Source organism: Holdemanella hominis (assembly GCF_014306155.1).
GTDB classification, from domain to species: Bacteria; Bacillota_I; Bacilli_A; order Erysipelotrichales; family Erysipelotrichaceae; genus Holdemanella; species Holdemanella hominis.
Genome location: NZ_JACRWH010000002.1, coordinates 77,420 through 103,895, shown reverse-complemented (window position 1 = coordinate 103,895; position 26,476 = coordinate 77,420). Strand labels below are relative to the sequence as shown.

28 protein-coding genes and 2 other annotated features are annotated in these 26,476 nt (G+C 35.1%); of the genes, 25 read left to right on the top strand and 3 right to left on the bottom strand.

Annotated features, from left to right (window positions below; all coding sequences use genetic code 11):
• Positions 1 to 2: 2 nt before the first annotated feature.
• The 10 genes from H8911_RS01255 to H8911_RS01210 all read left to right on the top strand — a co-directional run bounded on the left by H8911_RS01255 (position 3) and on the right by H8911_RS01210 (position 9,368).
• A complete protein-coding gene (locus H8911_RS01255; RefSeq protein ID WP_117923807.1) occupies positions 3 to 1,010 on the top strand; it encodes a LacI family DNA-binding transcriptional regulator in 1,008 nt (335 codons plus the stop codon).
• A gap of 304 nt (positions 1,011 to 1,314) precedes the next feature.
• A complete protein-coding gene (ybeY, locus tag H8911_RS01250) occupies positions 1,315 to 1,770 on the top strand; it encodes an rRNA maturation RNase YbeY (protein WP_117923899.1) in 456 nt (151 codons plus the stop codon).
• Complete coding sequence (locus tag H8911_RS01245; protein ID WP_186998438.1) at positions 1,751 to 2,098, top strand: diacylglycerol kinase family protein; 348 nt, start codon at positions 1,751 to 1,753, stop codon at positions 2,096 to 2,098. The genes ybeY and H8911_RS01245 overlap by 20 nt, the downstream gene beginning before the upstream one ends.
• A gap of 12 nt (positions 2,099 to 2,110) precedes the next feature.
• On the top strand, positions 2,111 to 3,019 hold the full coding sequence (gene era, locus H8911_RS01240) for a GTPase Era (protein WP_186998437.1): 909 nt from the start codon (positions 2,111 to 2,113) through the stop codon (positions 3,017 to 3,019).
• Positions 3,009 to 3,731 carry a DNA repair protein RecO gene (gene recO / locus H8911_RS01235; protein WP_117923814.1) on the top strand — a complete coding sequence of 241 codons (723 nt, stop codon included), beginning with the start codon at positions 3,009 to 3,011 and terminating at the stop codon, positions 3,729 to 3,731. The genes era and recO overlap by 11 nt, the downstream gene beginning before the upstream one ends.
• Positions 3,731 to 4,147 (top strand): HD domain-containing protein, encoded by a 417-nt coding sequence (locus H8911_RS01230; protein ID WP_186998436.1) that lies wholly within the window; start codon positions 3,731 to 3,733, stop codon positions 4,145 to 4,147. Before recO ends, H8911_RS01230 begins: the two co-directional genes overlap by 1 nt.
• Before the next feature lie 191 nt (positions 4,148 to 4,338).
• Positions 4,339 to 5,718: a glycine--tRNA ligase gene (locus tag H8911_RS01225; RefSeq protein ID WP_118114510.1), complete on the top strand. Its 1,380-nt coding sequence runs from the start codon at positions 4,339 to 4,341 to the stop codon at positions 5,716 to 5,718.
• Complete coding sequence (gene dnaG, locus H8911_RS01220; RefSeq protein ID WP_117923818.1) at positions 5,718 to 7,487, top strand: DNA primase; 1,770 nt, start codon at positions 5,718 to 5,720, stop codon at positions 7,485 to 7,487. The genes H8911_RS01225 and dnaG overlap by 1 nt, the downstream gene beginning before the upstream one ends.
• 4 nt (positions 7,488 to 7,491) lie before the next feature.
• The gene (gene rpoD / locus H8911_RS01215) at positions 7,492 to 8,715 is read left to right on the top strand and encodes an RNA polymerase sigma factor RpoD (RefSeq protein WP_186998435.1); all 1,224 of its coding nucleotides are present in this window, start codon (positions 7,492 to 7,494) and stop codon (positions 8,713 to 8,715) included.
• Entirely contained in the window at positions 8,715 to 9,368 is a 654-nt protein-coding gene (locus H8911_RS01210; protein WP_186998434.1) for a tRNA (adenine(22)-N(1))-methyltransferase, read from the top strand. Before rpoD ends, H8911_RS01210 begins: the two co-directional genes overlap by 1 nt.
• Here the strand turns inward: H8911_RS01210 and ispH are convergent.
• On the bottom strand, positions 9,353 to 10,252 hold the full coding sequence (gene ispH, locus H8911_RS01205) for a 4-hydroxy-3-methylbut-2-enyl diphosphate reductase (RefSeq protein ID WP_117923824.1): 900 nt from the start codon (positions 10,250 to 10,252) through the stop codon (positions 9,353 to 9,355). The genes H8911_RS01210 and ispH overlap by 16 nt on opposite strands.
• An 81-nt stretch (positions 10,253 to 10,333) precedes the next feature.
• On the opposite strand from ispH, the gene H8911_RS01200 reads away from it, so the two are divergent.
• Both H8911_RS01200 and H8911_RS01195 read left to right on the top strand, forming a co-directional pair.
• Entirely contained in the window at positions 10,334 to 11,656 is a 1,323-nt protein-coding gene (locus H8911_RS01200; protein WP_186998433.1) for a DEAD/DEAH box helicase, read from the top strand.
• Positions 11,653 to 12,492 (top strand): deoxyribonuclease IV, encoded by an 840-nt coding sequence (locus H8911_RS01195; RefSeq protein WP_117923828.1) that lies wholly within the window; start codon positions 11,653 to 11,655, stop codon positions 12,490 to 12,492. The genes H8911_RS01200 and H8911_RS01195 overlap by 4 nt, the downstream gene beginning before the upstream one ends.
• A gap of 6 nt (positions 12,493 to 12,498) precedes the next feature.
• Here H8911_RS01195 and ispG read toward each other — a convergent pair whose 3' ends face one another.
• Positions 12,499 to 13,548, bottom strand: coding sequence for a flavodoxin-dependent (E)-4-hydroxy-3-methylbut-2-enyl-diphosphate synthase (gene ispG / locus H8911_RS01190; protein ID WP_117923830.1), 1,050 nt, complete (start codon positions 13,546 to 13,548; stop codon positions 12,499 to 12,501).
• Between the two features lie 102 nt (positions 13,549 to 13,650).
• Between ispG and H8911_RS01185 the strand changes: the two genes are divergently transcribed.
• The 13 genes from H8911_RS01185 to tyrS all read left to right on the top strand — a co-directional run bounded on the left by H8911_RS01185 (position 13,651) and on the right by tyrS (position 25,517).
• The gene (locus tag H8911_RS01185) at positions 13,651 to 15,726 is read left to right on the top strand and encodes a peptidoglycan D,D-transpeptidase FtsI family protein (RefSeq protein ID WP_227402525.1); all 2,076 of its coding nucleotides are present in this window, start codon (positions 13,651 to 13,653) and stop codon (positions 15,724 to 15,726) included.
• A gap of 79 nt (positions 15,727 to 15,805) precedes the next feature.
• Positions 15,806 to 15,955: a 50S ribosomal protein L33 gene (rpmG, locus tag H8911_RS01180; RefSeq protein WP_003864966.1), complete on the top strand. Its 150-nt coding sequence runs from the start codon at positions 15,806 to 15,808 to the stop codon at positions 15,953 to 15,955.
• Positions 15,956 to 15,994: 39 nt separating this feature from the next.
• Entirely contained in the window at positions 15,995 to 16,618 is a 624-nt protein-coding gene (locus tag H8911_RS01175; protein WP_186998432.1) for an MBL fold metallo-hydrolase, read from the top strand.
• A gap of 44 nt (positions 16,619 to 16,662) precedes the next feature.
• On the top strand, positions 16,663 to 17,655 hold the full coding sequence (locus tag H8911_RS01170; RefSeq protein ID WP_186998431.1) for an ATPase, T2SS/T4P/T4SS family: 993 nt from the start codon (positions 16,663 to 16,665) through the stop codon (positions 17,653 to 17,655).
• The gene (locus tag H8911_RS01165) at positions 17,615 to 18,562 is read left to right on the top strand and encodes a type II secretion system F family protein (RefSeq protein ID WP_186998430.1); all 948 of its coding nucleotides are present in this window, start codon (positions 17,615 to 17,617) and stop codon (positions 18,560 to 18,562) included. Before H8911_RS01170 ends, H8911_RS01165 begins: the two co-directional genes overlap by 41 nt.
• A 14-nt stretch (positions 18,563 to 18,576) precedes the next feature.
• Entirely contained in the window at positions 18,577 to 18,876 is a 300-nt protein-coding gene (comGC, locus tag H8911_RS01160; protein ID WP_117571621.1) for a competence type IV pilus major pilin ComGC, read from the top strand.
• Positions 18,854 to 19,246: a prepilin-type N-terminal cleavage/methylation domain-containing protein gene (locus tag H8911_RS01155; protein ID WP_186998429.1), complete on the top strand. Its 393-nt coding sequence runs from the start codon at positions 18,854 to 18,856 to the stop codon at positions 19,244 to 19,246. The genes comGC and H8911_RS01155 overlap by 23 nt, the downstream gene beginning before the upstream one ends.
• Entirely contained in the window at positions 19,233 to 19,394 is a 162-nt protein-coding gene (locus H8911_RS01150; protein ID WP_158567574.1) for a hypothetical protein, read from the top strand. The genes H8911_RS01155 and H8911_RS01150 overlap by 14 nt, the downstream gene beginning before the upstream one ends.
• Positions 19,357 to 19,749 (top strand): prepilin-type N-terminal cleavage/methylation domain-containing protein, encoded by a 393-nt coding sequence (locus H8911_RS01145; RefSeq protein ID WP_158567575.1) that lies wholly within the window; start codon positions 19,357 to 19,359, stop codon positions 19,747 to 19,749. Before H8911_RS01150 ends, H8911_RS01145 begins: the two co-directional genes overlap by 38 nt.
• Positions 19,730 to 20,098: a hypothetical protein gene (locus tag H8911_RS01140; RefSeq protein WP_117923843.1), complete on the top strand. Its 369-nt coding sequence runs from the start codon at positions 19,730 to 19,732 to the stop codon at positions 20,096 to 20,098. Before H8911_RS01145 ends, H8911_RS01140 begins: the two co-directional genes overlap by 20 nt.
• A gap of 18 nt (positions 20,099 to 20,116) precedes the next feature.
• Positions 20,117 to 20,313, top strand: a binding site (T-box leader).
• A 37-nt stretch (positions 20,314 to 20,350) separates the two neighbouring features.
• Entirely contained in the window at positions 20,351 to 22,765 is a 2,415-nt protein-coding gene (gene leuS / locus H8911_RS01135; RefSeq protein ID WP_186998428.1) for a leucine--tRNA ligase, read from the top strand.
• A gap of 12 nt (positions 22,766 to 22,777) precedes the next feature.
• The gene (locus tag H8911_RS01130; RefSeq protein WP_186998427.1) at positions 22,778 to 24,031 is read left to right on the top strand and encodes a peptidoglycan bridge formation glycyltransferase FemA/FemB family protein; all 1,254 of its coding nucleotides are present in this window, start codon (positions 22,778 to 22,780) and stop codon (positions 24,029 to 24,031) included.
• Between the two features lie 25 nt (positions 24,032 to 24,056).
• Positions 24,057 to 24,253: a binding site (T-box leader), on the top strand.
• Between the two features lie 31 nt (positions 24,254 to 24,284).
• The gene (gene tyrS / locus H8911_RS01125) at positions 24,285 to 25,517 is read left to right on the top strand and encodes a tyrosine--tRNA ligase (protein ID WP_117923849.1); all 1,233 of its coding nucleotides are present in this window, start codon (positions 24,285 to 24,287) and stop codon (positions 25,515 to 25,517) included.
• 14 nt (positions 25,518 to 25,531) lie between these two features.
• On the opposite strand, the gene mnmL is transcribed toward tyrS, so the two are convergent.
• A complete protein-coding gene (mnmL, locus tag H8911_RS01120) occupies positions 25,532 to 26,461 on the bottom strand; it encodes a tRNA modification radical SAM protein MnmL/YtqA (protein ID WP_186998426.1) in 930 nt (309 codons plus the stop codon).
• Between the last annotated feature and the right edge of the window lie 15 nt (positions 26,462 to 26,476).

Below are 26,476 nucleotides of genomic sequence, written 5' to 3'. Positions count from 1 at the left end.
GAATGAAACGAATTACCATTTATGATGTTGCCAAAGAAGCCGATGTCTCATTGGCAACTGTATCACGTGTTATTAATGATAGTAATGTAGTGCGTGAAGATACACGTATGCGTGTTCAACAAGCGATTGAAAAATTGGGTTATAAACCAAATGCGATTGCGCAAGGTTTAGCATTGTCTAAAACTACGACAATTTCAATCGTAATGAGCGAGAAATTGTTTGCGTACAACGCAAAAATCTTGAATGGTTTGATGGATGTCGCAAAAATCTATAACTACAACATCATGTTCCATACAACAAGCAAGGGAATTTCAAAAATGCAGGATGTGATTGAATCTATTATTAAATCACGTGTCGATGGTGTTATCTTGTTTAACGACAACTTCTCAGAAGATGAAATGGAAGTTTTACATGAATACCAAATTCCAATGGTTGTAGTTGGAAGTAAATTAAAAGGCCAAAAGATTGGTAACGTTGGAAATGTATATATCAACTTCGAACGTATGGCTTATGAATTTGTGAATGAATGCTTCGAAAAGGGCATTGATGATATCTCTATGGTAGAAGATAAATTGAATCTTTCTATGATGGAACAATTGAAAGCGGGTGTAGATCGTGCTTATGCAGAAAAAGGATTGGTATTTGATAAGTATGTTACATACGATGATAGCTACAAATCAAGCTACACATTCTTATCAGACTACTACAAGAACCACAAGCCAAGTCGTATGGTCATCACATTCCGTGATTCTCAGGCCATCGCTTTAATGAACGCATGTAAAGAATGCGGATATTCAATTCCAGATGACACAGAACTTGTATGTATCTTGAACTCAAAATATTTGACAATGATGCGTCCAACAATTTCAACTTACAACATTCCTGAATATGATTTAGGAGCTGTTGCGATGCGTTTACTAACTAAGATGTTAGTGGAAGATGAGACGGTTAAACAGAACAAAGATATTGAAATTTCATTCTCAAAATTATTTAGAGAAACTACAAAGTAAGAGTTCGTTTTGAACTCTTTTTTATATTAAGATTTTGGTATCAGAACAGGATCAGAAGTTTATGATATCTTACTGGATGATAGATACATAGATCATGGATGAAATTCTGAAGTATTTATAAAAATGCATATAATAAAAACTTCATCAATAAAGAATGAATGAATCGGAATATCGAATGATTCAGAAAGATGGAGTGGATATCGAAATGTTACCGGACGACTTGAAACAAACCGGCACGTTATTTAGATGTTTGATTTTTTCGAAAAAAAAGTTTTTTTTTCTTGGTTTAGTGTATAATCAAGGCATGGAAATAATTTTTACAAATAACGCAAAAGATAGAAGTGTCTATCGATACAAAAAAGATTTTGAAATGATATTAGAACGTGCCTGCAAGGTGTTAGACAGAAAGGGAGACTGGAGTTTATCGGTAATTTATGTAACACCTGAACAGATTCACGAAATTAATCGTGACTATCGTAATGTTGACCGTCCTACAGATGTCATTAGCTTTGCGATTCAAGATGATATGAGTGATATGTGGATTGAAGAAGACCAATATGAACTTGGTGATATTTTCATCAATGTGCAAGCGATTCGTGATCAAGCTAAAGCCTATGGTCATTCGATTCGTCGTGAAGCATGTTTCTTATTCTGCCATGGATTACTTCATTTAATGGGATATGATCACATGAAGGAAGAGGATGAAAAGGTGATGTTTGCTTTACAGGATGAGATCTTAGATGAATTGGTTCAAAGGTAGATTTAAATATGCTTTTCAAGGCCTGTTTTACGCTTTCACTTGTGATCGCAGTATTCGTCTTCAAGGCATCTTTGGATTGATTGTCATATTGTGCGGCATTCTCTTTCATTGTTCACTAAATGAGTGGATGATGTTGATTTTCGCCATTGGTTTAGTATGGTTTAGTGAAATCATCAATTCGTGTATTGAAAGATGCGTTGATTATATTTCTCTTGAACATACAGAACAAGCCAAACATATTAAGGATATGGCCGCAGGAGCTGTCTTTATTATCAGCATGCTTGCCGCATGTATTGGGCTTTATGTATTTTTGCCCAAACTATTTTAAAACGGAGGTAAAATGAGTAATTATAAATCAGGATTTATTGCGATCGTAGGAAGACCCAATGCAGGAAAATCAACATTGTTGAATGCATTGTTAAAAGAAAAAATCGCAATCATGTCGGACAAACCGAATACGACAAGAAACAATATTTCGGGTATTTTGACAAATGAAGATTGTCAATATGTGTTTGTAGATACACCGGGTATTCATAAGCCGCAACAACAACTTGGACGCGTCTTAAATAAGAATGCCTATTCAGCAATGGAAGATTGTGACGTGATCGGATGGATCGTAGATGGCTCTCAAGCCTTTGGAACTGGAGATTCATTCATCTTAAAACGTATTGAAACATTACATAAACCGGTTGTATTGATCATGAATAAGATTGATAAGCTTGGTAAGGAACAATTATTAAAGCGTTTGATGTATTGGCAGAAACAATATGACTTTAATGATATTGTTCCAATCAGTGCTTTGGATAAAGACAATCTCGAAGAGTTGTTGAAGGTGTTCAAAGGGTATTTGCCAGAAGGCGAGCCAATGTTTCCTGAAGAAATGAAGTCGGATCATGATATTAATTTTAGAATGTGTGAAATTGTTCGTGAAAAGATCTTATTTAAAACACATGAGGAAATCCCTCATAGTGTAGCGGTTATTTTAGAGCGTAAAGAAAAACGTGGCAACCGCATGTATCTTCTAATGATGGTGGTAGTCGATCGTGAATCACAGAAGGGAATCTTGATTGGTAAACAAGCGAGTATGATTCGTTCGATTCGTTTAGATGCACAAAAGGAATTAAAAGATATGCTCGGATGCAGTGTGGATTTGGAACTCTTTGTGCGTGTCGAAAAGAATTGGCGTAATCACGAAAACAAGATCAAAGAATTCGGTTTAGACGAATTAGAACAAATCGATGAAGACTAAGATTCAGGCACTTGTATTAAGTGTTGGTGAATACAAAGATAAGGATGGCCTAGTCAAAGTATTGACGACAGATTCCATTTTAACTTTATACGCAAGAGGACTGTTCAAACCCAATTCTAAGAATTTGCGGCTTGTACAGCCCTTTTCTTATAATGAATTCATGATCGAAGATAAGACGAAAATGCCCTTATTACTACAAGGACAAACCATTCATTATTACTATCACATTCAAGAAGATCTGTTTAAATCGAGTTGTTGTTTTGTATTGCACGACTTGATTTCTAAAACTAAAAAAGAAGAGAATTTATTCAATATAGTATTGGATTGTTGGAACGCAGCCGACAAAGACTTAGATGATTTTTATTTCTGGGCCTGCATCATTCTAAAATATTGTATTGAACAAGAAGGGATCCAACCGTTTATCCAAGGGTGTGTACATTGTGAAAGCACAAGAGTCGAAACTCTTTCTGTAAAAGATGGTGGATTCTTATGCGAAAAGTGCAATCACAATCAATATCCAAAATGGAGTGTAGAACAATTAAAGAAATATCGCGCTCTATTTAGGTGCAAAGAAGAAAACTTAGAGTATGTTAAAGATCATTTCAATTTCAATCTTGATGACTTAATCTATCTAGCCAAATGGATGGAGTATCATACTCATAAGAATTATCCAAGCATTCGCTTTTTAGAAAGTATACGAGGTTTTAAGTAATGTTTCATGAATTAGCATTTCAAATCGCAAAAAAGGCACATTCTAAACAAGTGGATAAAGCAGGGAAAGATTATATCTTGCATCTGATGAAAGTGGCTTCTTATATGGATACGGATACAGAAAAGGCAGTTGCGTATTTGCATGATGTATTAGAAGATACAAATGTCACAGAAGATGAATTGAGAAATATGTTCCCAAATGAAATCGTAGATGGTGTAATTACATTAACGCATAGAAAAGATGAATCTTATTTTGAATATATATCTAGAGTATCTACATCAAAGTTAGCTAAAAAGATAAAGGTTGCAGACCTTTTACATAACTTGGATATCACAAGAATCAAAGAACCCACAAAACAAGATTATCAAAGGCTAGAGAAGTACAAGAAAGCGATTCTATATCTTGCGACGCACTAGTTTTGTGGTACAAAACATATGAAAATAAGAGAACCTATTTTTAAGTGGTTGATTAAAAACAGGTCATGAGAAATCATGGCTTTTTCTTTGCGTGTGTCTTTGGATTTAGTCTAGAAATTTGTTGATAAATGAGATATAATATGAAAGTGTATCCTTTTGTCTGTATACATGAAAGAAATGAGGTAAATAACATGAACGAAAAGACATTCAATGATGTAGTAAATCACATGAAAACCTCTGGATTTGTTTACCAAGGTTCAGAAATTTATGGTGGTTTGGCAAATACTTGGGATTTTGGTCCTTTAGGCATTGAATTAAAGAACAATATTAAAAATGCATGGTGGAAACGTTTCATCCAGGAAAGTGAACACAATGTAGGATTGCAGAGTGCAATCTTAATGAACCCTAATGTATGGGTTGCCAGTGGTCACGTTGGCGGATTTAGTGATCCATTAATGGATTGTAAAGAATGTAAGAGCCGTTTTAGAGCGGATCAATTGATTGAAGAAGCCAGCAATCACACAGTAAACTGTGGTGGTATGTCAAATGAAGATATGGAAAACTATATCGCTGAACATGAAATTACATGTCCAAAATGTGGAGCTAAAAACTTTACAAACATTCGTCAATTTAACTTGATGTTCAAAACATTCCAAGGTGTATTAGAAGATGCGAAGAGTACAATCTATTTGCGTCCAGAAACTGCACAGGGAATCTTTGTCAACTTCAAAAACGTACAAAGAACAATGCGTAAAAAGTTACCATTCGGTATTGGACAGATTGGTAAGAGTTTCCGTAACGAAATTACACCAGGAAACTTCATTTTCCGTACACGTGAATTTGAACAGATGGAACTTGAATTCTTCTGTAAACCAGGAACGGATTTAGATTGGTTTGAATACTATTGTAAAAACTGTGTTCAATTCTTAAAGGATTTGGGTATCAACGAAGAAAACATTCGTTTACGTGCTCATGATCCAGAAGAATTAGCACACTACTCAAATGGTACAAGTGATATCGAATACCACTTCTCTGAACCCATCGGGTGGGGTGAATTATGGGGTATCGCAGACCGTACGGACTTTGACTTAAAAGCACACCAGACAACTTCTAAACAAAACTTAGAATATTTTGATCAAGAAGCAAACGAAAAATACATTCCATACGTTATCGAACCAAGTGTAGGTGTTGAACGTTTGATGTTGGCCGTAATGTGTGAAGCTTACCAAGAAGAACAATTAGAAAATGATTCTCGTGTTGTCTTAAAATTACACCCGGCATTAGCTCCATATAAAGTAGCTGTACTTCCACTTTCTAAAAAATTATCTGATCAAGGGGATGAAGTGTTCGCTAAATTAGCTAAACACTTTAGTGTAACGTACGATGATGCACAAAGCATTGGTAAACGTTACCGTCGTCAAGATGCGATTGGTACACCATTCTGTGTTACGGTAGATTTCGAAACCGCAAACGATGGATGTGTTACGGTTCGTGATCGTGATACTATGCAACAAGAACGTATCGCTTTAGATGACCTTGTTTCATATATTGAAAAAAGAATTGAATTTTAATGAGCTGGATATCAGAAGATGATATAAAGGCCATTCGTCAGCAGGCTGATATTGTTGATGTGATGTCCCGTTATATCACATTAGAAAAAAAAGGCAAAGACTATAAAGCAATTTGTCCATTTCATGATGATCACGATCCTAGTTTATCAATCTCAACTGATAAACAAATATTTAAATGTTTCGTATGCGGTACTGGAGGAAACGTCTTCACATTTGTACAAAAGATTGAAAACATTTCATTTCTAGAAGCCGTTTGTAAGGTTGCAGAACTGATTCATTATCCTTTACACATGGATAAAAGTCAGTTTCAACTCAAGGTTGATCAAAATCAGCCTTTATATGACTGCGTTCAATCGTACATTCGCTTTTTAACATATGAGTTGCAGAGTGAGAATGGCGAAAGCGTGAAAAGGTATTTAAGTCAAAGAAAAATAAATGAAGATATTATAAAAAGATTTGAGATTGGGTATGCACCTGAATCGAGTCGTAGTGTGAAGTATCTCAAGGCAAAAGGTTTTAACGAACAAATACTCACAGATACAGGTTTAATTCGTACTCACGATCTAGATACCTATGCCGTATTCGACAATCGATTGATGATTCCAATTCATGATGAAAATGGAAATCCCGTTGGATTTACGGCCAGGCGCTTAAATGAGGATAAGGATGTAGCCAAATATATCAACACTTCTGAAACAAAGATCTATCATAAGGGCAATTTGATTTTTAATTATCATAGAGCCAAAGCATTTGCGAAAAAGAACAAGCGATGCATATTAGTTGAAGGAGCTATGGATGTCATTGCCTTTGAAAAGGCAGATATTCATGAAAGTATTGCTTGTTTAGGAACAGCTTGTACAAAAGAACAAATAACGCTATTAAAACGCTTAAACGTTCCTTTGGTTGTCTGTTACGATGGGGATCGAGCTGGTAAAGCCGCTACCTATAAGTTTGGAAAATTAGCCGTTGATTACGGACTGAATTTTTCCATAGTAAAAAATACAACCGGTAAAGACCCAGATGAAATCTTTAATGAACTAGGAAAAGATGAACTCTATTTATCTGTTCATAAAACTGTATCATTTGTAGAATTCTTATTTGATTATTTACCGAACCAATATGATTTAGACAATTACGAGGATAAGAAAAAATTCACATCGGAAATGCAGTCATTCATTGAAAGGACATGTACCGATTTTGAAAAGGCCGATTATTATTCTCGTATCCGAGATTTGACAGGATTTGATTTATCACATCAATCTGCAAATATTCCGGCACCCAAAAAAGAATCCAGAAATAATGCGGCTGTGGTTCGAAATATAGAGCCATTAAAAAATGGAAGAACACTTGCCGAACACGGTGTTTTATGGATGATTCTAAACAGTAAACTTGCGGCCGATCAATTCAAAGATCAGATTGGTTTTTTCCAAGATCCAGTCTGTGAAGAATTGTCATTATATTGTTACGACATGTATCGAAATATGGACCACATTGATTTTGATGTACTGATGAGCTACATTGAAAAAGAAGACGTCCGTAATTTGTTGGTAAGCCTGATGGAAAACGCGTTTCATGTTGATGGATATAATGAAGACTTCTTTAACGATAGTTTAATGAAGATCAAAGAATGTACTTTACAAGCCCAAATTGACAATCTCAATGATCAGATCAAGAGTGTGCAAGATCCGATGTTAAAGATTTCCTTGGCTAGTAAAAAACAGGAATTAATTATTCAAAGAAATGAAATCTTACATCGAAAGGAAGGATGAAAGAATGGCAAATGAAAAATTAAAGTTTACAAGCTTAGAAGAGGCAAAAGAATTCTTGCTGAAGAGTAAAGAAGAAAATGCCGATGTTTCCCAAAAACAATTCTTAGATGCGGTAAGTGCTTTAAATTTAGATGATGATACAATGGATGATCTATATAACTGGATCGACGAAAACTTAATCGAATTTATCGATGGGGACGAATTAGATGATGATGAAGTCTTAGACGATGATCTAAGCGACGAGGATTTGGACGAAGAAGATTCAATTGCGGAAGAAATTTCGCAATTGGAAAAGACATTCGCTAATGCATCTCATGCCAAGATTAATGACCCCGTTAAGATGTATCTAAAAGAAATTGGTCAAATTCCATTGTTGGATCCAAAAGAAGAGCCCATCATTGCTCGTCAGATCCAAGAAGGGGAAGAAGCCAAAGAAGCGATGAAAAAACCTGATTTAAGTGATGAAGAGAAAAAGAAACTCGCAAAAGTCATTGCGGACGGTGAACAAGCCAAACAAATGTTGATTTCTTCAAATCTTCGTTTAGTTGTATCTATCGCTAAAAAATATGTAGGACGTGGCATGTTGTTCTTAGATTTGATTCAAGAAGGAAACTGTGGTCTAATTAAAGCTGTTGAAAAATTTGACTACACAAAAGGTTTCAAATTCTCTACATATGCGACATGGTGGATTCGTCAATCTATTACACGTGCAATCGCAGACCAGGCACGTACAATTCGTATTCCCGTACACATGGTTGAAACGATCAATAAACTAACGCGTATTCAACGTCAATTGGTGCAAGATTTAGGTCGTGATCCATTACCAGAAGAAATTGCCGAAAAGATGGAGAATATTTCAGCGGAAAAGGTTCGTGAAATCCAAAAGATTGCCCTGGATCCAGTCAGCCTAGAAACACCAATCGGTGAAGAAGACGACTCGCACTTAGGTGACTTCATTGAAGATAAGGATACATTATCTCCAGATGATTACACAAACAACCAATTATTAAAAGACGAAATCAATGCCGTTCTACAAGGTCTTACAGAACGTGAAGAAAAAGTATTGCGTTTGCGTTTTGGCTTGTTAGATGGAAGAACTCGTACACTTGAAGAAGTTGGCAAAGAATTTAACGTAACACGTGAGCGTATTCGTCAGATTGAAGCCAAGGCATTACGTAAATTGAAAAATCCAAATCGTTGCAAGCGTTTAAGAGATTTCGTAAAATAATGATACCTTGTTCGAATCGAATTCAAGAAATATTAGAATGGGTGAATGGAGAGTGCATTGCGGACATTGGCTGTGATCATGCCTATGTTGTCTGCAACGCCATTCTGAATCATCAATCTAAAAAAGGCTATGCCTGTGATGTGGCACAAGGCCCATTAGATAATGCCAAGAAAACGATTGAAGAGAATCACTTATCCGATTTGGTATCTTGTCGATTATTAGATGGCATTCAGGGCTTAGAAAGCGATGTAGACCAAATCATTATTTGTGGCATGGGAGGAAAACTTATTATCGATATCCTATCAAAGGGAAATTTGTATCGTGGTTTACGTCTTTTATTATCTTGTCATAAAGATGATTTTGCCTTAAGAGAATATTTACACGATCATCATATTCATATTGTAAGAGAAAAAATGATTTATGATCATGGACACTACTATCCTATTCTTGATTGTGTTTGCGAAGATAAGGAACAAGAGGTTTCTACATCCCAACTTTACTTTGGTGTAAACATGCTTATTGATGAAATATATGCAGCGTATTTAGATTTTGAAGAGAATAAGTATAAAAATATTCTTTCCAAAGTCAATAAACCTGAATTTATTGAAAAAATTGAATATATAAAAGAAATCCGTACTCACAGAATTTCCTGAATACGGATTTTTGGTTTTTTCATATCGAAAGATAAATAATCTTTGACTTGATTCGTTAAATACGTAGGCGTACTTGCACCACTTGTAATCGCAATTGTGGTATATTTTTCAAAATCTTTCTTATCAATATCTTCGGCCGTTTGAATCGAGAAGACATGTTCAATGCCAGCCTGTTTTCCAATATCAACAAGTTTTTGCGAATTGTTACTAGTTGGATCTCCCACGACAATCAAACAATCGACGTTTTTTAAATCTAAAATAGCTTGTTGCCGAACACGCGTAGCGTTACAAATCTCATCGTGGAAGAGGGCATTCGGGTATAAGCGTCTAATTTTTTCAAACGTATCCTTCAATTCATAGATCGACATAGTAGTCTGGTTTGTCACAAAGATCTTTGAAGTATTCACTTTAGGAATCTCTTTATGTGGTTCAATCAAATGCACATGCTCACTCATTGTATAAATAGATTCGGCTTCGGGATGTTTATTTTTACCAATATAGAGAATGGTATACTCTTCATCTAAATATTGCTTCACAATCTTTTGTGTTTGAAGTACAAATGGACAACTCGCATCCACCAAAATCAATCCTTTTTCTTTGGCCTTTTCATAGACTTTAGGACTGACGCCATGCGCTGTAAAGATCACAATGCCTTCATGGATTTCATCTAATAATTCCACGCGTGTCTTTGTCTTATCTTCAATGGTATCAATTGAATAATATTGAAGCGCTTTTTTGACATATTGATTATGCACTAGATTACCCAATATGGTAATCTTTTGATCTGGATATTGAATTCTTGTTTTTTTGGCGGTTTCAATGGCTTTTAAAACCCCACCGCAATAGCCCTGAGGCTTGACTATAATGATATTTTGTGTTTTCATGTATACATTATGCCCTAATTTTTTGTATTTGTAAAATGGGAAGAATTTTGGGATAATACTAAAGTAAAGGATGTGAAAATAATGAATAATCGTATTCAAGAAATAATGGATTTAGAACATTTTAAAACTTTAACACCGATTCAAGAACAGGTGTTAAATCGTAAAAATAAAAATAGAGATATCATTGGTGTATCAAGTACAGGATCAGGAAAGTCACATGCTTTCTTTATGCCTATCTTTGAAATGCTAGACTTTGATCAAGACTGTGTACAAGCTGTTATTTCAGCTCCAACTAGAGAACTTGCATATCAATTGTATGATCGTTGTCGTAAGATTGCCAAACACTTCAATGTACGCGTGAAATTAGTCACAGGTGGTATGGAAAAAGTGACACAAATGGAAAAGCAGCCACAAATCGTCATTGGTACGCCTGGAAGAATGAAAGACATGTTTATTAAAGATAATGTCTTGCGTTTGGATACGGCTAAAATTGTCGTAATCGATGAAGCGGATATGACATTAGAATTTGGTTTCTTAGAAGATATTGATGAAATTCTATCGAAGATGGATAAGAAGGTTCAAATGATGGTTTTCTCAGCAACTATTCCAGAATCTTTACAACCATTCTTAAAGAAATATTTATATGATCCAGAATTTATTGAAATCAAAAAGGAAGAAGCTTTCCAAAGCGATGTAAAACACATTTTAGTTCCTTGTAAGCATAAGAGCTACGAACAAAAGATCTTAGACGTACTTCCATGTATTCAACCTTATGTATGTTTGATTTTTGCGAATACTACACTAGAAGCTCAAAGTATTGCGAAAACCATGCGTGAAAATGGATATGATCTAGTCGAACTTCACTCAGGGCTTGAATCACGTGCGCGTATGCAGGCCATTAAAATGATTCAAAGCCAGAAGAAAAGTTACATTGTAGCCAGCGATATTGCCAGTCGTGGAATTGACTTAGAAGGAATTACGCACGTTATTAGTTGTGGATTCCCAAAAGATTTAAAATTCTATATCCACCGTGCAGGTCGTACTGGAAGAGCGAGTCGTGATGGACAATGTATCGCTTTATATAAAGAAAGTGATGCGAAATCAATTCAGTCATTAATCAAACAAGGCATTGAATTTGAACATCAGGATGTAAAGAATAAACAATTTGTAGATTTAAAACCATATGTGAACAAGCGTCCTATGAAAAAGGATGAATTTCATGAAGAAGTGGAAAAAATCGTTCACAAGAAAAAGAAAGTAAAACCAAACTATAAGAAAAGACAACGCCAGGAAATTGATCGTATGAAACGTAGGAAGCGTCGTGAAATGATTAAGTCGGATATTAAGCGCCAACAAAAAGAGCGTGCTAAAGAAAGACAACGCCAAAAAGGAATGGACGTATGATCTATTTAGGTAGTCACGTATCTTTTAAAGCTCCAAATTACTTTAAAGGCGCTATTGAAGAAGCACTATCCTATGGAGCGAATGCCTGTATGATCTATACAGGTCCTCCAAGTAATACGCGTCGTGTGGACGTATCTAAATTAAAGATAGAAGAAGCCAAAGACTATATGGCTGAACACAATTTTTCTATCGATCGCGTGATTGTACATGCACCGTATATCATTAACTTGGCTAATGCTCTAAAACCAGAAACAGCCCAGTTTGGTCAAGACTTTTTAAAGACGGAATTAGAGCGTGTTTCTCAAATTGGTGCAAAAACACTTGTACTGCATCCAGGAAGTCATGTAGGAGCGGGTATGGATGTGGGTATTGAATGGATTATCAATGGTTTAAATGAAGTGTTAGATCATGATGATACAGAAGTTAAGATTGCCCTAGAAACGATGGCTGGAAAAGGCAATGAGTGTGGCTTTACCTTTGAACAGTTAGCCAAAATCTATGAAGGAATCCATAAAAAATCGCGTGTTGGCTATTGTATGGATACATGTCATATTTGGGATGCCGGGTATGATATTACGCATTTTGATGAAGTTTTAGATAAATTTGATTCTATTTTAGGTTTAGAGAATCTTTTATGTATGCATATCAATGATTCTAAGAATCCACTTGGTGCACATAAGGATCGGCACGAAAATTTAGGCAAAGGTTATATAGGATTTGATGTATTGCACTCCATTGTGCATCATCCTAAATTAGAACATGTCACAAAAATATTAGAGACACCTTTTATTGATGGAAAGGCGCCTTATAAAGAAGAAATCTCAGCTTTGCGCTGAGATTTTTTAAAACTTTTCAATTTCTTCCTTTAAACGAGCCACAATCTTGTCTTGAGGAATCTTTTCAATGATTTCACCCTTCTTGATTAATAACCCCTCTTTTTTGCCGCCTGCAATTGCAATGTCGGCATGTTTTGCTTCTCCCGGACCATTGACAGCACATCCCATGATGGCTACTGTGACATCTTTATTGACGGTTTGAAGATAGCTTTCAATCTCATTTACGGCCGGCTCCATATCCCATTGTGTACGTCCACAAGTTGGACATGCGATTAGATTCGGTACGTTTTGAATCAATTTACAATCTTTTAATAATTCTTTGACAATTGGAATCTCTTTTTCAGGAGCCCCATTCACACTAATACGAATTGTATTTCCAATACCTTCATTTAATAATGTACCTAAAGCTAAGCTGGACTTAATGGCACTTGTCATTGTGGTACCAGCTTCGGTTACACCTAAGTGTAATGGATAATCAAAGGTTTGGGCAGCCAAGCGATAGGCTTCAATACAAAGTAATGGATCACTTGATTTAAAAGATAATACAGTATCATAGAAATCGAGATCTTCTAGAATTTGTACATGTCTTTTAGCACTTTCAATCATACCTTGGGCTGTTGGCCTACCATATTTTTCGTGAATATCCTTTTCTAAAGAACCACCATTGATTCCAATACGAATAGGAATGTGTTTTTCTTTACACGCCTTCACAACCTTTTCTACATTTTCTCTAGCCCCAATATTACCTGGATTTAAACGAATCTTATCTGCGCCTGCCTCAATACATGCCAAGGCTAAACGATAATCAAAATGAATATCGGCTACTAATGGAATATGAATTTGTTTCTTAATATCTTTAATGGCTTTGGCATCCTCCATATCCATACAGCTGACACGAATCAATTCGCATCCCATTTTTTCTAGGCTTAAAATTTGTTTGGCAACTTCATCGGCCTTTTTAGTCTCTATGTTACACATAGACTGAATAATGACGTGATTATTATGTCCAATTTCAAGATTTCCTACTTTTACTTGACGAGTTTCTGTTCTTTTCATAGACAACCTCCATGACTAAAGTATACGCCATTCCTTCTTTTTTTTCCATTTCATCTTGGAAACGTGTATAATATATATTGTTTCGTACAAAGGGGGATCCAATTGAAAAAGAGTAGAAAAACATTGAAAAGGGCAAATCAAAATGTATCTGTTGATCAAGTCATTTCCAATCGTATATTGATACTTACACTCACAATAGTCGTGTGCTTCTTGGTCATCTTTTTACGATTGTTTTATCTGCAGATCATTTCATATAATGACTATACCGCAAAGCGTGAAGACTATACGTCCATCAAACAATATACATCGGCACCACGAGGACAGATTTATGATTGTAAGGGAAGAATCTTAGCTAAAACAGTAGTCAGTCACAATATCGTTTTTACTTCACCCAATAATTTTGATGAAGATGATTATGAACTTTATGCCAAGCGTATTGTAAAAGTCTTCAGTGTCAGTGCTAAAGATTTTACGGATGAAGATAAAAAACAAGCGTATATCACTTACAAATCATTCTTATCACCAAGTGATAGTGAATATGCCGCCAATCATTTATTGACTGCTAAAGAATTTAAACAATATAAAAATGGGGCATGGGGTGGTGATGCTGAAAGTAAAAGATATCAAATTTTAATGGATCGTATTGGTAAGAAACAAATTGGAGAAATGTCTCAGGCCGATCTAAAGATGTGTGTCATCTACCAAAGAATGGTGGCCAAACAAAGTACAGGTCAAGAAAATGTTGTATTAGAAGATATCAGTGATGATGATGTCGCGTATTTGGTGGAACATAAAACGGATTTTCCTGGTTTTGACGTTGATTTTGGAGGCTGGAAACGCGAATATCCATATGGCGAATCTTTATCCGACGTTTTAGGTAGTGTTACTACAAGTACCCAAGGATTACCAAGTGAGCTTTCCAGTTATTATCTATCTAAAGGTTATCAATATAATGCAAGTGTTGGGAAATCGGGCCTAGAATATCAATATAATGATTTACTAGCAGGAACTCCAGAAATTGCCAAGATCACCTATGATTCAAAGGGGCTAGCGCAAAAAGAAGTGATTCAGGAAGCTAAAAAAGGATATGACATTCACTTGTCAATTGATATAGATCTTCAATCTACATTAGATAATGTATTAAAGAATACTTTGAGTGAGAATGGGGGTACGAAAAATCGTGAAAACTTCCAATCTTTATTTACGACTGTTTTAAATTCAAAAGATGGTTCGGTACTTGCGATGTCCGGCTACCAAATGGATTTAGACACTAAAGAAATGACTTACTTTGCCTCTGGTAACTATATGTCTTTAGTGAACCCCGGATCTTGTATCAAAGGGGCTACTGTCTATATGGGTGAGAGTGAACATGTCGTAAGTCCAGGTGAAGTGATTGTCGATAAAGTTATGAATATTGGTGGTCAGGAATTTAGTTCGTATGAAGAACATGGACCTGTTGATGATGTATCTGCACTACAAGTAAGTAGTAACGTTTATATGTTTAATGTAGCCATCCGTTTAGCCGGTTCAAGCTATGTAGAAAAAGAACCATTAGCTGTGTCAGACCTTCAAGGTACGCTAAATTTAATGCGTTCTTATTATTCGATGTTTGGCCTAGGCAATAAGACGGGTGTGGACGTGCCAAATGAATCGAGCTCTTATATGGGTTATGGTTCTGAACCAGGTATGTTACTAAACTATTCGATTGGTCAGTTTGATATGTATACACCACTTCAATTGGCTACATATGGTACAACCATTGCCTCAGGTGGTAATTTATATGAACCACACTTTATGGCCTATGCGACAGAAGTCAATTCGAGTGAAGTAATTGTGAGTAATGGCAAAAAAATTAAATCTACATTGCCTGAAAAGAATGCACAATATTTAGAGCGTGTGCAACAAGGATTTAAAGCCTGTGTATCTTCTGGCTATTGTGGGGATGGGCTAAAGGATATTGGCGTGGAAGTATCGGCTAAAACAGGTACAGCTGAAGTTGGCGACTATACAACCGCAAACCTAGTTGGGTATGCACCAAGTTCGTCTCCAGCGATGTCTTTTGCGTGCTCGGCACCGACTTCTTCAATGAATACTAAGAACGTTGCACCAAACATTTGTACAACGGCTGTTATGCCAGAAGTGGTAAAAACATATTTTGAATTGTATCCAGCTAGTTAAAATTTTGAAAATGACTTGAAATTGACTTGTAAGTTATGCTAGAATCAACTAGTAATTACTAATGTGAGGAGGACTGAACATGAGAGATCGTATTACATTTAAGTGCTCTGTTTGCGGTGAAGAAAACTATATTGGTACAAGAAATAAGAAAAAACATCCTGAACGTATGACTGTTAAAAAATATTGTCCAAAATGCAATCAGCAGACTGAACATAAGGAGAAAAAGTAAGAAAGACCGTTTTATTCGGTCTTTTTTATGTATTAGACTATGAAAGTACTTCAACAACCCTTAGGACCCGTACAGGCTAATTGTTATTTGGTGATGGAAAATCATCATGCCATCTTGATTGATCCTGCAGATATGTATCCAAACCTTGAATTCATCTTAAAAGAAAATGAATGCACTCTAGATGCCATTGTTTTAACACATGCTCACTTTGATCATATTTCTGGCGTAGATAAGATTGTGGATGTATTCCATTGCGATGTGTATTTAAATCCCAATGAATTTGATTTTCTTCAAGATTCCGATTTAAATTCATCTTCTGCCTTCTATATGGATGTTACATGTGTCGCAAAATGTAAACCCATTTTAGAAGGAAAGAACACCATTGCAGGATTTGATATAGAAGCCATGTATTGTCCAGGACATTCCATCGGTTCAACTGTATTAAAAATTGAAGATTGTTTATTTACTGGAGACGTTTTATTTCAAGGATCTATTGGAAGAATGGATTTGGCAACAGGCTCTGTATCTAGTATGAAACAATCCTTAAAAAAATTGGTTCAATTAGACAAGGATTATAAAGTATATCCAGGTCATGGCCCATCCACTTCTTTATCGCAAGAGAAAAAATGGAACGAAAGTTTAAAATATGCAGAAATTTATTAAAATTTCTGCTTTTTTTTTCGTATATGAGAAGGGGGTGATAAAAAATGGATGACTTATTGCAAGATCTCATTGCGTATGCGATTGAAAAAAAGGCAAGTGATATTCATTTTGTTATGCAGAATCAAAAACTTCAAATCAAACTTCGAACGCAAAATGATATGTTAGATGTTTACCAAGATATTTGGCAGCCTGCATTCTTTGAGTATCTCAAGTTCATTTCTAGAATGGATCTTACCAGTCCATATGTTCCACAGAGTGGCCAATTCAAAATTTTACTTCATAATCACGAAATCTTTTGTCGTTTCAGTATGCTGAATAATCATAACGTGCAAACGGGTGTTATTCGAATGTTGAATACGATGCATGCGATTGAACTAAAAGCTTTATCTTTATGGAAAGAAGACACGAATTATTTCAATTCACTTGTACCATTAAGACAAGGCCTTGTCATCAGTGTAGGTCCGACCAATAGTGGAAAGACCACGACTCTACATGCCTTACTTCATGAGATTGCCAAAACTAAAAAGCATAAAGTAGTCAGTCTTGAAGATCCCATTGAGATTGAGGATGATTCTTACTTGCAGCTGCAGATCAATGAAAGTATGGGATTTACCTATGATGTCGGCATTGAACAATTGTTGCGGCATGATCCTGACATTATTTGTATTGGTGAAACAAGAAACAGTTATACCGCAAAGATGGTCTTGAGAGCGAGTTTAACCGGTCACTTTGTTTTTACGAGTATTCATGCCAAAGATGGGAAGGAGTGTATTCGTCGTCTTGAAGATCTAGGTGTATCTAAGAAAGATCTGGCTAGTGTTTGTACGGCCATTATTTCGCAACGCCTATATTCTAAAGGTGACTCTAAGGTATGTGTTTATGAAATTATGGATCAAAAAACGTTGCAGTATGTCTTGGAACACGGAAGGTATCCAAAAGAATTTAAAACTTTATCTAAAAAGATTACAGAAGGCATTAAAAAAGGATATATCGTGGATGCCCAAGCAAAGTACGATAGTCTTAGTTTATCGGGATGAAATTGAACAATTTGCGATGTTGATGAATCAAGGCTTGCCATTAGATACGTTGATTCGTTTAACATTTAAAAAGGATGAAGAAATCATAACGTATTTAAAAGAAGGGATGAATCTTCAAGAAATATTTACTCTAAATCAAAAGAAATTGTATTTTAAATATTTGCGAATTCTATCTGAAAAATTAAATTTAAGAGATGCGTTGGATTGCGTAAATAAAATTGAGAAAAGTTCGAATACTTTTTTTGAAACACTTTTAAAGAAGATTAGCTATCCGTTCTTTTTATTGATCTTTGCGTTCTTTATGATTCTATTCTTTTCAGACTATGTCCTTGTTCAAATGAAAGACTACATTTCAAATGGGATGGTATTTGTGTTTATCCATCTATTAAAGTGGGGGTTTGGATTTGCGATTCTATCCATGATCTTCTATTTGTTTCTTTATTATGTATTGTTTTATAAATACAATTCGAAAATGAAATGTCCATTTCGGTTAATGAAAAAAATGATATCGCTCCAATTTGTATGTATGTATCAAGCTTTAGACAAGTCTTATACTTCGACACAGGAAATTTTAGAAACATTAGCGTGTATAGATTTTAGTGTTGTTGGAAAGGTTTCAAATGAAATTCTTTCATGTTTAAAAAATGGAAAGAGTCTAGAAGAAAGTTTTCTAGAAATCGACGTGTTTGATTCGGATTTTAAAAAGATGTTGGTCTATGCCTTAACGAGCAACCAAATGCATGTCTTTTTTGACTTGTACATGAAGAAATGCAGTTTGGATTTAGACAAGTCTGTCAAGAAGATATCGACGGGTATTCAATTGTTTTCGTATATCAGTATTGGAATCTTAGTTTTGATTGTCTATCAAATTATGATGATGCCACTCAATATGTTAAATCAATTCTAAAAGGAGAAAGAAAAATGGAAAAGAAAAATGGTTTTACAATACTTGAAATGATGATTGTGATGTTGATTGTTGCGCTACTTTTATTGATCACACTTCCAAATATTCAACAAAAAGAAAAAATTATTCGCAATAAGGGGTGTGAAGCTTTACTTGAAATTGTCAACTCGCAAATCATGTTGTATGAAATCGATCAATTAGAAACGCCAACAAGTGTGCAGGAATTGATTGATTTTGGTTATTTAAAAAAGGGACAGGATACATGTCCGGATCATAGTAAAGTGGTGATCGTAGATGGGCAAGCCGTATCCCAATAAGAATGGATTTACCCTTGTTGAAATGTTAGTGGTGCTGCTTATTGTTTCTATGCTTGGATTTGGACTTTCTACAAAGATGCACTCTTCTTTATATGTGTTTATGAAAAATCTGCAGACTCTATGTGTTACGGCTCAGGAAAAAGCGTATGTAAAACATCGAAAAGTATATGTTGAAATTGGTGATTCGATCTATATGGATGATGTCGAATATAAGATACCACATGGTATTGCGTGTGATCATGTATCTTTTTACTACAATTCCAAGGGCAACATGTCTAAGGCTATGTCACTCCATTGTCAAAATGCATCGAGTCAAATGAAACTTGTTTTCCAGGTTGGAGCTGGGAGGGTTCGTCTTGAAAAAGAATAATGGCTTTTTACTCGAAGATGCCTTGTTTGCGTTCTTTGTGATTTTGGTTTGTGCAAGTCTTATATTGAATGGCATTTATACTTTATATTTCCAAAGGAATCTTAAGATTGATGAAAAAATTGAAAAGAAATGGTTTTACTCTGATTGAAGCTTTGTTGGCGTTGTTTATCACAAGTTTAGTCAGCTTATTAGGCTGTATGCTTATGCGTTGTGCTTTACAATTTGCCCATATGGATGTGGATACGCAGAATCAATTTGCGGTTTTACAATTAAGAAGAGAACTTGCACAATCAAATGATTTGAAAATAGAATCGGATTGTCTAAGTTATATTCTAAATCATGAAAAGAAAGTCTTGTATTTTGATAAGCATCGCATTGTGAAGAGTCCTGGCTATGAAATCTATATGGAACAAATTGATGAGGCTATATTTTATAAGAAAGAAGATGGATATTATGTTTGGTTCAAAAAGAAGAATAAAACCTATGACTTTGAACTCTATTAATGGGTATGCGAGTGAAGTAAGTTTAGTGTGTTTATTTCTTGTGCTTCAGATTGTATCCTTTTTATCGTTGAGTACCCTTCAAAATGTGTATTTATTAAAAGCGAATCAACAAAATATTCTTGAACTATCCATTGTAGATCATGCCAAGCATATGATCCATCATAATAATCGCATTAAGTTGTGTCATACGAGTGAAAAAATAATAAAGGACAAAGATGAAAGGATACAGAATATAGATGTGCATTTTGAAGATCATGAGACTTTTATTGAATGTACATATTTAGATGTTTCAATGAAAATCTATTATGATGATAAGGCAATCGTTTCGGTTGATATTGACGAACAATGAAAAAAACGATAAAATTGATGCATAGCGATGAATTAGAGTAGTAGAAGGAAATGACAATTTTTAGAGAGCTAAAGTTGGTGAAATTTAGCATTGTACAGCCTTTGAACTTGCTAAGGAGCTGATGAGTAATGTTATCCGTATACTCTGCGATAAAGAGTTTGAGGGCACAATGAGAATTGTGAACTAAGGTGGTACCGCGTACAAACGTCCTTAGATTTCAAGGACGTTTTTTATTTTTAATAGGAGGCTAATATGTACGATCATTTAGAAGTAGAAAAAAAATGGCAGAAATATTGGGCAGATCATGAAACATTCAAAACGGATGTTTGGGATTTTTCAAAACCTAAATTTTATGCACTAGACATGTTCCCATACCCAAGCGGTGTCGGATTGCATGCTGGACACCCAGAAGGATATACAGCTACAGATATTGTTTCGCGTATGAAACGTATGCAGGGATATAATGTGCTTCACCCAATGGGATATGATTCATTTGGACTTCCAGCTGAACAATATGCTGTTCAAACAGGAAATAACCCAAATGGCTTCACACAAACAAATATCAAGACTTTCACAAAACAGTTGCAGGAATTAGGGTTTGACTATGACTGGTCAAAAATGATCGCAACATCTGATCCAGATTTCTATCATTGGACACAATGGATCTTTAAACAATTGTACAAAGATGGCTATGCCAAATATGTAGACATGCCAGTAAACTGGTGTGAAGAATTGGGTACAGTATTATCGAATGATGAAGTTATCGATGGTAAGAGTGAACGTGGTGGATATCCAGTTATTCGTAAAAATATGAAACAACTATGTATCGACCAGGCTGCTTTTGCGGAACGATTACTAGAAGGTTTAAATGAAATTGATTGGCCAGAATCGACAAAGGAAATGCAAAGAAACTGGATTGGTCGTTCAACAGGTGTTGAAGTTCAATTTGATATTGTTGGTGGTGGAAAATTCTCTATCTTTACAACATGTATTGAAACAATTTATGGTATTACATTCATGGTGCTTGCACCAGATGGAGATTTAGTACAAGAATTAATGCCAAGAATTCAAAATCAAGAAGAAGTAAAAGCTTATATTCAAGAAACGGTTTCAAAATCTGAAATGGACCGTACAGAATTGAATAAAGGAAAAACAGGATGTCGTCTAGAAGGTATTAAAGCCATCAACCCAGTCAATGGAAGGGAAGTTGAAGTCTTTATTGGAGATTTCGTTTTAGCAAACTATGGAACAGGAGCTGTCATGGCTGTACCAAGTCATGATCAACGTGACTTTGAATATGCGATTGCCCACAATATTGACAGGATTCAAGTTATCGAAGGACAAGACGTAAGTGAACATGCCTTTGAAAAACAGGACTATTTAGGAAAAGGCTGCAAGCTAATCAACTCCGAAGAATTTACAGGTCTTACTGTAGAAGAGGCAAAAGTAGCGATTACGAAAAAATTAGTGGATATGGGGATTGCCAAAGAAACAGTTAACTATCGTTTCCGTGAATGGATTTTTGCTCGTCAGCGTTATTGGGGAGAACCAGTACCAATCGTACACTTAGAAGATGGAACAGACTATGTTCTTCCAGATGAAGAGTTGCCATTGATTTTACCTGAACTTGAAGACTACAAAGGACACAATGGTAAGGCACCACTTGAAAATGCGACAGAATGGAAACAATACAACAAAAATGGCGTAAAGGGTGTTCGTGAAACAAGTACTATGCCTGGATCTGCCGGATCTTCATGGTATTATTTACGTTACATTGATCCACACAATGATAAACAATTGGCCGATCCAGAATTATTAAAGCACTGGATGCCTGTTGACTTATATGTTGGTGGACCAGAACATGCGGTAGGACACTTGATGTATTCACGTATCTGGAATAACTATTTATACGATAAGGGTATTGTCGCATGTAAGGAACCATTCAAGAAATTAGTACACCAAGGTATGATTTTAGGTGAAAATGGAATCAAAATGGGTAAACGATTCCCAGAATATGTAGTCAATCCTTCAGATATCGTAAAGAAATATGGTGCCGATACACTACGTTTATATGAAATGTTCATGGGACCATTGGAACAAAGTAAACCATGGTCCATGGCAGGATGTGATGGTGCTAGAAGATGGATTGATCGTGTTTATCGTTTATTTATTGAATCTGGTAAAATCACAGATACAAACGATGGTAAATTAGATAAAGTATATAATCAGACAGTTAAAAAGGTTACCGAAGATTATGAAGCATTAGGTTTCAACACAGCTATTTCACAAATGATGATCTTTGTGAATGAAGCATATAAGGCTGACACCGTTTATAAACCATATGCCGAAGGAATCGTGAAGATGCTTTCATGTATTACACCTCATATTGGTGAAGAAATGTGGCAATTATTAGGTCACGAAGATACAATTGCGTATGAGCCTTGGCCAACATATGATGAAGCTAAATTAGTGGAAGATACAATCACTTGTGTTGTTCAGGTCAATGGTAAAGTGCGTGGTAAGTTTGAAGCGGCTGTTGGTTCTAGCAATGAAGAACTTCAAAAACAAGCGATGGAACTTGAAACAGTCCAACGCCAGCTTGAAGGTAAGACAATTCGTAAAGTGATTGTTGTTAAGGGTAAAGTTGTAAACATTGTTGCCAACTAAGAAGGTGTGTTTATGCAAATCAAAACCATAAGTATCCAAGAGTATCGTAATTATTTAGATACTCTTGATGCTGTTATCTTTCAACAATCGGATTTTCAGGCACAAAAGTTTATGCATGATGGCTGGCAAGTTGAATTTATTCAAGCTAGTGAGCAAGGTAATGTATATGCAACGTGTATGCTTGCATATATTCCTTTGATGAAAGTCTTTAAATATTGTTATATTTCAAGAGGATTTATTGCTGATTATAAACAAAAGGATAAGCTTAATAGTTTTGTATCCGAGTTGAAAAAATATCTTAAAAAGAAGAATGTTGTGTATCTAGAAACAGATCCGGAGATTGATTTACAAGAAAGAGATAAAGATGGAGATATTGTTGAAGGTGGATTCAATAATTTTGATGTAGTAGAAAATTTGAAGTCATCAGGCTTTGTACAACTTCCATTGACTCAAGGCTATGATTTAAATAAAGAGTGTCGTTGGTGTTCAAGTTTAGATCTACGTAATAAAACGGCCGATGATATTTTTAAAGAGTTTTCTTACACAACAAGACAAGACGTTCGTAGTGCACAAAAATATTGTGTAAATGTCAGAAAATTAAATGTTAATGAATTAGATATTCTAGATTCTATGGAACAAGAGACGAGTAAGCGTCATAACTTCCATGCTTTTGATTTAAACTATTATAAAGAACTTTATGAGTTCTATGGCGATGATCATGTAGAAACGTGGTTGTCTTATTTAGATTTAGATCAATATTCTTCTAAAATACAGAAAGAATATGATAAGACTTTAAAAGATATTGAAAAGACAAAGACATTCTTAGAATCAAATCCTGGTAATGTTAAAAAGGAAAAACGTTTAAAGACGGATGAAGAATACTATAATTCTTTAAAGAAAAAATTAAACCAAATTTCAGGTTTAAGAAATGAATATGGTGAAATAGTACCATTGGCTTGTTGTTTATTCTTGAAGTATTCAAATCAAATTATTTATTTGGTTGGATCAAGTAATTATGAACAAAGAGTCTTTAGAGGACCATATGCGATTCATTGGAATATGATTCAAGAAGCTATAGAAGAAGGGTATGAGTACTATAACTTCTATGGTATTAGTGGTTTATTCGAACCTGAACAAGAGGGATATGGAGTTTTTGATTTTAAAAGAGGTTTTAATGCTGTAGTGCATGAATATATTGGTAACTTCATCCTTCCATGTAAACCATTTATTTTTAAAATTTACAACAATTTAAAACATATTTATTGAGTTTAGTTTCTAGATTCGATATAATAAATGCGCTATGATAAGAAAGAGTACACAGATTATCTATTTCTTAGAGAGAAACTGGCTGGTGTAAAGTTTCAAATAGACCTGTGGAATACACCTTGGAGCTTCAATTTTGACGTATACCTGCGTTAAAGGTTTAAGTGCATACAAAAAAATATTTTGTATGAAGTAAGGTGGTACCGCGATTCAATCGTCCTTATAGGGCGATTTTTTTTATTATCAGGAGGAAAAAATGGAATTATTTGAAGAATTGAAATGGCGTGGTTTAGTTGACAACGTCACAAGTGAAGAAGTAGAAGATGTCATCAATAATGGGGAAGTTACATTCTATATTGGTACAGATCCAACGGCAGATAGCTTGCACATTGGGCATTATTCATCTTTATTAATGGCAAAACGTTTAGAAAAACATGGACATCACCCAATCATGTTGGTGGGTGGAGCCACTGGATTTATTGGAGATCCAAAGGCAACTGGAGAAAGAAGTATGTTGACTCCAGAAGTATTAAAATCAAATTATGATGCATTACATGCACAAATCTCTAAATTATGGGGCTTTGACATGGTCAATAACTTAGATTGGACAAAAGATATCACAATTATTGATTTTTTACGTGACTATGGAAAATTATTCAACGTAAACTATATGTTGAATAAAGAAACTGTTAAAAAACGTTTAGATTCAGGAATCAGTTATACAGAATTTTCTTATATGATCCTTCAATCTTTGGACTTCTTAAATCTATACCAGACCAGAGGTTGTACAATGCAGATTGGTGGACAGGACCAATGGGGAAATATCACTTCAGGTCTAGAGTTAATTCGTAAAAAATGTGGCGCGGACGTGAAATGTTATGGTTTGACTATGCCATTAATTACGAAAGCGGATGGAACTAAATTTGGTAAGAGTGAAACGGGAACGGTTTGGTTGGATCCTAAAAAGACTTCACCTTACGAATTATATCAATTCTTATTCAACACGGATGATTCAAAGGTCATTGAATATTTAAAGAAATTAACATTCCTAACAAAAGAAGAAATTGATGCTTTAGAAGTATCTTTAAAGGAAGATGCTGGAAGACGTGAGGCACAAAAGAAATTGGCTGAAGAAGTTGTACGTGATTTACATGGTGAAGAAGGTTTACAATCGGCTTTAAAAATCACAAACGCATTATTCAGAGGTCAACTCAATGATTTGGATGAACAACAACGTTTAGATGCGGTTAAAAACATGGACAAAGTAGATCAAGAATCTGGAAAGACTTTAATCGATGTTTTAGTAGAGGCTAAGATTGCTTCGAGTCGTCGTGAAGCTAGAGAGTGGATCAAAGGGAATTCCATTAGCTTAAACGGTGTCAAAGTCAATGATGAAGCTTTAGTTATTGATTCTACTCAAGCATATGTATCTAACTATGTAATCATTCGTCGTGGTAAGAAAAGATATTATTGTTTAAATTTGAAATAAATAAAAATACGTGGTTAGACATGTTTGCCTTGCCACGTATTTCTTTTTACCATTAACTTATCAATTTCATTTGTCACAATCGTTTTCTTGATTGTCCATTTTGGCACAATTAGATCTTTCGCAATTCCATCACCTGTTAAACGTTCAATGATGACTTCTTGGGGTAATAACTCCAATTGATCGACTACAATATCGACATATTCTTCTAAAGTTAAAATATGAAATGGTTCTTTTTCATATTCTTTAGCCATTTGTGTCCCTTCAATCAAATGCAGCATATGAATCTTGATCGCATCGACAGGATGTTTAGAAATCTGTTTGACAGTTTCTAACATGTCTTGTTTGGCTTCACCAGGAAGTCCATTGATAATATGTACACATGTTTTGATGTTTGTGTCCTTTAATTTGTCTAACCAATCAAACACGATTTGTGTTGAATGTTTTCGATTACAGCGTTCCATGGTGCTTTCATGTACGCTTTGAAGACCTAACTCTAGCCAGACTTCTTTATTTTGACTATTTAAGTAGTCTATAATTTCATCATTTATACAATCGGCACGTGTTGCGATCGCGACGCCAGGAATGTTTGGGTCTTTAAAGAAAGGGTCATATATTTTCTTCAAGATAGGTAGTGGAGCATATGTATTGGAATAACTTTGAAAATACGCAAACCCAATACAATCAGGCCACTTATTTTGCATGCGCTTTAAGCCTTCTTTATATTGTTTTTGTAAAGAATCATCAAAGCATAAAATACTATCACCTGAGCCCATACTCGAACAGAAAGTGCATCCTCCTGTTCCTTTAGATCCATCACGGTTTGGACAGGTAAAGCCAGCATTTAATGGAATCTTCGCTACTTTTTGATGGTATTTGTTGCGAAAATAATAATTAATGGTTTGATATCTTTTATTGTCATTTGAATAAGGATAAGGATTGTTCATTATATCACCCAAAAC

What these genes read in the sequence shown, in the direction of transcription:
- H8911_RS01200 (WP_186998433.1), top strand. Translation starts at nt 10,334, where the DNA reads ATGAATAATCGTATTCAAGAAATAATGGATTTAGAACATTTTAAAACT.
- tyrS (WP_117923849.1), top strand. Translation starts at nt 24,285, where the DNA reads ATGGAATTATTTGAAGAATTGAAATGGCGTGGTTTAGTTGACAACGTC.
- H8911_RS01245 (WP_186998438.1), top strand. Translation starts at nt 1,751, where the DNA reads ATGAATTGGTTCAAAGGTAGATTTAAATATGCTTTTCAAGGCCTGTTT.
- H8911_RS01140 (WP_117923843.1), top strand. Translation starts at nt 19,730, where the DNA reads ATGACTTTGAACTCTATTAATGGGTATGCGAGTGAAGTAAGTTTAGTG.
- ybeY (WP_117923899.1), top strand. Translation starts at nt 1,315, where the DNA reads ATGGAAATAATTTTTACAAATAACGCAAAAGATAGAAGTGTCTATCGA.
- H8911_RS01195 (WP_117923828.1), top strand. Translation starts at nt 11,653, where the DNA reads ATGATCTATTTAGGTAGTCACGTATCTTTTAAAGCTCCAAATTACTTT.
- H8911_RS01255 (WP_117923807.1), top strand. Translation starts at nt 3, where the DNA reads ATGAAACGAATTACCATTTATGATGTTGCCAAAGAAGCCGATGTCTCA.
- recO (WP_117923814.1), top strand. Translation starts at nt 3,009, where the DNA reads ATGAAGACTAAGATTCAGGCACTTGTATTAAGTGTTGGTGAATACAAA.
- era (WP_186998437.1), top strand. Translation starts at nt 2,111, where the DNA reads ATGAGTAATTATAAATCAGGATTTATTGCGATCGTAGGAAGACCCAAT.
- H8911_RS01165 (WP_186998430.1), top strand. Translation starts at nt 17,615, where the DNA reads ATGCCCAAGCAAAGTACGATAGTCTTAGTTTATCGGGATGAAATTGAA.
- H8911_RS01155 (WP_186998429.1), top strand. Translation starts at nt 18,854, where the DNA reads ATGGGCAAGCCGTATCCCAATAAGAATGGATTTACCCTTGTTGAAATG.
- H8911_RS01170 (WP_186998431.1), top strand. Translation starts at nt 16,663, where the DNA reads ATGGATGACTTATTGCAAGATCTCATTGCGTATGCGATTGAAAAAAAG.
- H8911_RS01210 (WP_186998434.1), top strand. Translation starts at nt 8,715, where the DNA reads ATGATACCTTGTTCGAATCGAATTCAAGAAATATTAGAATGGGTGAAT.
- comGC (WP_117571621.1), top strand. Translation starts at nt 18,577, where the DNA reads ATGGAAAAGAAAAATGGTTTTACAATACTTGAAATGATGATTGTGATG.
- rpoD (WP_186998435.1), top strand. Translation starts at nt 7,492, where the DNA reads ATGGCAAATGAAAAATTAAAGTTTACAAGCTTAGAAGAGGCAAAAGAA.
- H8911_RS01145 (WP_158567575.1), top strand. Translation starts at nt 19,357, where the DNA reads ATGAAAAAATTGAAAAGAAATGGTTTTACTCTGATTGAAGCTTTGTTG.
- ispH (WP_117923824.1), bottom strand. Translation starts at nt 10,252, where the DNA reads ATGAAAACACAAAATATCATTATAGTCAAGCCTCAGGGCTATTGCGGT.
- H8911_RS01225 (WP_118114510.1), top strand. Translation starts at nt 4,339, where the DNA reads ATGAACGAAAAGACATTCAATGATGTAGTAAATCACATGAAAACCTCT.
- rpmG (WP_003864966.1), top strand. Translation starts at nt 15,806, where the DNA reads ATGAGAGATCGTATTACATTTAAGTGCTCTGTTTGCGGTGAAGAAAAC.
- H8911_RS01175 (WP_186998432.1), top strand. Translation starts at nt 15,995, where the DNA reads ATGAAAGTACTTCAACAACCCTTAGGACCCGTACAGGCTAATTGTTAT.
- mnmL (WP_186998426.1), bottom strand. Translation starts at nt 26,461, where the DNA reads ATGAACAATCCTTATCCTTATTCAAATGACAATAAAAGATATCAAACC.
- H8911_RS01230 (WP_186998436.1), top strand. Translation starts at nt 3,731, where the DNA reads ATGTTTCATGAATTAGCATTTCAAATCGCAAAAAAGGCACATTCTAAA.
- dnaG (WP_117923818.1), top strand. Translation starts at nt 5,718, where the DNA reads ATGAGCTGGATATCAGAAGATGATATAAAGGCCATTCGTCAGCAGGCT.
- H8911_RS01130 (WP_186998427.1), top strand. Translation starts at nt 22,778, where the DNA reads ATGCAAATCAAAACCATAAGTATCCAAGAGTATCGTAATTATTTAGAT.
- ispG (WP_117923830.1), bottom strand. Translation starts at nt 13,548, where the DNA reads ATGAAAAGAACAGAAACTCGTCAAGTAAAAGTAGGAAATCTTGAAATT.
- leuS (WP_186998428.1), top strand. Translation starts at nt 20,351, where the DNA reads ATGTACGATCATTTAGAAGTAGAAAAAAAATGGCAGAAATATTGGGCA.